General features: G+C 45.4%; 6 protein-coding genes. 4 read left to right on the top strand and 2 right to left on the bottom strand.

The genetic code is table 11. The annotated features are described in order from the left end of the window. Window positions 1-156 precede the first annotated feature (156 nt). The gene (gene recO / locus Q0236_RS07495) at window positions 157-771 is read right to left on the bottom strand and encodes a recombination protein RecO (protein WP_297916564.1); all 615 of its coding nucleotides are present in this window, start codon (window positions 769-771) and stop codon (window positions 157-159) included. Between the two features lie 93 nt (window positions 772-864). Here recO and accD point away from each other — a divergent pair, with 93 nt between their 5' ends. Genes accD through Q0236_RS07475 form a run of 4 tightly spaced genes read left to right on the top strand, consistent with a single transcriptional unit; the run spans window position 865 to window position 3,586 of the window. Next, complete coding sequence (gene accD, locus Q0236_RS07490; protein WP_297916562.1) at window positions 865-1,764, top strand: acetyl-CoA carboxylase, carboxyltransferase subunit beta; 900 nt, start codon at window positions 865-867, stop codon at window positions 1,762-1,764. Beyond that, window positions 1,764-2,216 carry a 23S rRNA (pseudouridine(1915)-N(3))-methyltransferase RlmH gene (locus tag Q0236_RS07485; protein ID WP_297916560.1) on the top strand — a complete coding sequence of 151 codons (453 nt, stop codon included), beginning with the start codon at window positions 1,764-1,766 and terminating at the stop codon, window positions 2,214-2,216. Before accD ends, Q0236_RS07485 begins: the two co-directional genes overlap by 1 nt. Before the next feature lie 9 nt (window positions 2,217-2,225). After that, window positions 2,226-2,582, top strand: coding sequence for an RNA polymerase-binding protein DksA (gene dksA, locus Q0236_RS07480; RefSeq protein ID WP_005872423.1), 357 nt, complete (start codon window positions 2,226-2,228; stop codon window positions 2,580-2,582). Window positions 2,583-2,584: 2 nt separating this feature from the next. Then, window positions 2,585-3,586 carry a LapA family protein gene (locus tag Q0236_RS07475; RefSeq protein WP_297916558.1) on the top strand — a complete coding sequence of 334 codons (1,002 nt, stop codon included), beginning with the start codon at window positions 2,585-2,587 and terminating at the stop codon, window positions 3,584-3,586. On the opposite strand, the gene Q0236_RS07470 is transcribed toward Q0236_RS07475, so the two are convergent. Continuing rightward, window positions 3,536-3,754 (bottom strand): hypothetical protein (locus Q0236_RS07470; protein ID WP_297916556.1); only part of this gene is annotated, 219 nt, incomplete at its 5' end. The two genes, Q0236_RS07475 and Q0236_RS07470, sit on opposite strands and share 51 nt — an antisense overlap.

The raw sequence follows: 3,754 nt of genomic DNA, 5'->3' as shown, positions 1-3,754 counted from the left end.
TAATGCAAAATCCCGCGCAATGCGGGATTAGCTGGCTCTGCGCGAGCAAAGCAAATAAAGCGCAAAGCTGTCCATTAATGAAATTTTGAAATTCTACGAAATTTTAAATTTAGCGCCCAAGCCTTGAAATTTTCGTCCGCACCAAATGCGCTGCGCTCAAAGCCCCTCAAGCGTTATATCATAGAGCTTCTCGACCGTTTCGTCGTTTAAATTTAGCGTCTTTTTGCTTTGTAAAAATTCTAAAATTTCATCCTGCGCAAAGCCTACTCTTTGTGCGCAATGCTCGTGCGCAGGCAAAAAACCGCGGCATAGCGCGATATTTTCTAAAATTTCCTCATCGCATAAAAAACAATATGGCTCGTCGTGCAATCGCCCCTCAAATTTTAAAATTTCGGCGTAGCTTTCTACGATTATGCGGCGCGGATTTTGTTTGCCGAAGCGCGCAGCGGCCTCTGTGAGCAGCTCGTAGTAAAATTTATCCAGATGCTCGGCATCTTTTAGGTGTGCGTATAAAAGTCGCATAAACTGCTGCCAAAATAGCAGCTTCTCGCGGCTTGCGAGCCACGCGTATCCCAGATGCATCACGCCGCTAAGACGAGGGAGGAAGTTTGGATTTTGCGAGAGCTCGAAGTCGATCTTATAGCCCTGGATGATGTTTGAATGGCGCGCGCCGTAAAAGCGATACGCACGCACGAGCGCGCTTTCGCTCAGCACGTCCACGATGCAGTCCTCGTCCCTAACTTTGGTCGTTTTTAATATAAATCCTTGCATTTTCCTATTTTAGCGAAATTCACATATAAATTTAAATAAAGAATTTTAGGTTATAATCAGAAGTTACATTTCATGGAATTTAAAGGAAATCATATGAATTTTGGAGATCTATTTTCAAAAATACGTAGGACGCAACCTGCGCCGAGCGAAGCTCCTACGCACTGGATCAAGTGCCCGGGATGCGGCGCGCTGATGTATAGCAAAGAGGTCGAGCAAAATCATAGCGTTTGCCCCAAGTGTAACTATCACCTTCGTTTTGACGCGCAGGCTCGCATCGATCTGATCTGCGACGAGGGCTCGTTCGTGGAGTTCGATAAAAATTTGCAGCCCGTCGATCCGCTAAAATTCGTAGATAAAAAATCCTACAAAAAGCGTATTGCCGAGAGCAAAGAAAAAACGGGCAGGCTTAGCGCGGTGATTGCGGGCGAGGGCGCTATAAGCCGCCAGAGGATTCAGCTCGTGGTATTTGATTTTAATTTTATGGGCGGAAGCCTGGGCTCCGTGGAGGGCGAGAAGATCGTGCGTGCTGTAAAGCGTAGCCTCGATAAAAACGAGCCGCTAATCGTCGTAAGCGCAAGCGGCGGCGCGAGGATGCAAGAAAGCACCTTTTCGCTAATGCAGATGAGCAAAACCTCCGCCGCGCTTAAAATTTTATCCGAGCATAAGATTCCTTTCATCTCCGTTCTTACCGATCCTACGATGGGCGGCGTGAGCGCGTCCTTTGCGTGGCTGGGAGATATCATCATCGCAGAGCCTGGCGCTCTTATCGGCTTTGCCGGGCAGCGCGTCATCAAGCAAACCATCGGCGCGGATCTGCCGGAGGGCTTTCAAAGATCGGAATTTCTGCTCGAGCACGGATTAATTGATGCGATCGTGCCTAGAGCTGAGATGAGACAGTATTTAAGCGATATAATCAACGTGCTTAGCAAAAACGCCGTGCAGATTGACGATACGAGCGATAAGTCGCTGCACGAAGAGGGAAGCGAAGAGTAGTGCAGATAACGGTAAATTCCATTCAAAAGGGCACGGACGAGTTTGCTAGCGAGATAAGCGCCTATAAAAAAATGGCAGCTAAATTTGCCGCAGTGCGAGATGAGACATTTTTTAATGCTAATATCGCTCGCGCACAAAGCACATCTGCTGAGCTAGCGCTTAAGGCGTATGATGAAGCTTATCTACCGCGCCTTAGCGGATACGTCGTAGCTTTGGATGAGCGCGGGCAGGAGCTAGATAGCGTGGAATTTGCCGGAATGCTAAAGGACAAAAGCGCCGTGTCGTTTTTCATCGGTGGCGCTTACGGGCTTAGTGAAAATTTTAAGGCAAAAGCCGATAAAATAATCAGTCTTAGCAGGCTTACGTTAGCGCATAAAATCGCTAAACTTTTGCTCTTTGAGCAAATTTTTCGCGCGCTGTGCATTAACGCAAACCATCCATATCACAAATAAAGGGAAGTAATGAAGAAAAACGAGTTGAAATTTTACAAGAAAATTTTAGAAGAAAAAAGAGAGCAACTCATCGCCAATATTAATAGCTCTGTAAATGAAATTTCGGAATTGCGCGAAAATAAAGCTGCGGATGATTTTGACGTAGCGAGCATGAATACGGATTTAAGCATCGAATACTCGCTCAATGTTAATCAACAAAAGGCGTTTTTAGAGATCGAAAGCGCGCTTAAGCGCATCGAAAACGGCACTTATGGGCTTTGCGAGAGCTGCGGCGAGCAGATAAGCTTAGAGCGCCTTAAAGTAAATCCGGAGGCGAGATTGTGCATTTCGTGCAAGGAACAGGCGGAAAAGCAAAATAGGAGTTAGCTATGAAAACCAAGCAATTCTTTTTATATTCGATCGTCTATATCGCAATCGTCGCGATTTTAGTTTTTACGCAGCAAAGCAGTAGCTATACACTGGGGCTTTTCGGTTTTACGCTTACGCTTCCTGTGGCAGTGTGGATCGTACTGCCGCTAATTTTATATATGATTTTGGCGATTTTTCATATCGTTTTTCATAGCTTCGCGTTTTACCGCACAAAAAGGGCGATCGCAAAGGATCTAAGCGCATACGATGCGATGAGTAAAGAGGTTTTGCTGGGTCTTGATACCAATAAAGACTTTAAAACCGAGTATTTTAAAGACCCGAGCGAGCTTACTAAAATTTTATCTCCGTGGTACGATAGCACTGGAATAGATGTCAAAAATGAGGATCTAAAAGAGGTCATAGGCGTTATCGAGAAGGTTAAAAACGGCGAAGTGGCGGATCTGCGAAAATATAAACTTCCTAAAGATAACGGACTATTTTTGCAAAACGAACTCAACCGCCTCGATGCCGAGCCTGCGTATGCGTATGAAATTTTAAAAACCAAGGGCGTTTATAGCGAAAATATCACTAAAAAAGCCTATGCCGTAGCGCTTGCCAAAGGAAGCTACGATAAGATCAAAGCCTATAAAATTCCTCAAGATATAGCCGAGGTAAATATTTTAGTGGATCGCGCGGTGAATGACGCGAGCTTTGAGATCAGCAGCGAGGAGCTTTTCGATCTCGTAAATAATGAAAAATTTAGCGAGCAGGATTTTATCGGCTTTGCTAAAAAGCTAAAAAATCATCTCGCTCCAGAGCAATACAAAGCCTTTTTCGAGCGGCTCAAAAACGAGAATCAAGAAGCGACCGAGGCATATCTGTACGCGCTATATGAGCTTGGCATGATCGACGAGTTTAGAGAGCAGCTAAGTCTTGCCGACGGCGACGAGTTTGAGAAGTTTAAAATTCTGCTATTTTTGCGTGACAACGGCAAAAACGTCCCCGCATCGCTGATATTTTAGCTTACGTGATTTCGCCCGCTTTTGCAAGCGAAGTCCGTTTTGCGGCGGCTCAAATACAGCCCGCGCAATGCACCGATCAAAAACTCGCGCGCAGATCTGAAATTTTAAAATTTTAGCGTAGGTGCGGATATTTAAATTTAAAGCCTTGATCGTCGCGCACGGCTCTTG

The organism is uncultured Campylobacter sp. (genome assembly GCF_938031315.1).
Lineage (GTDB): Bacteria > Campylobacterota > Campylobacteria > Campylobacterales > Campylobacteraceae > Campylobacter_B.
The sequence above is the reverse complement of the archived record's forward strand: the minus strand, read 5'-3'. Positions and strand labels throughout refer to the sequence as shown.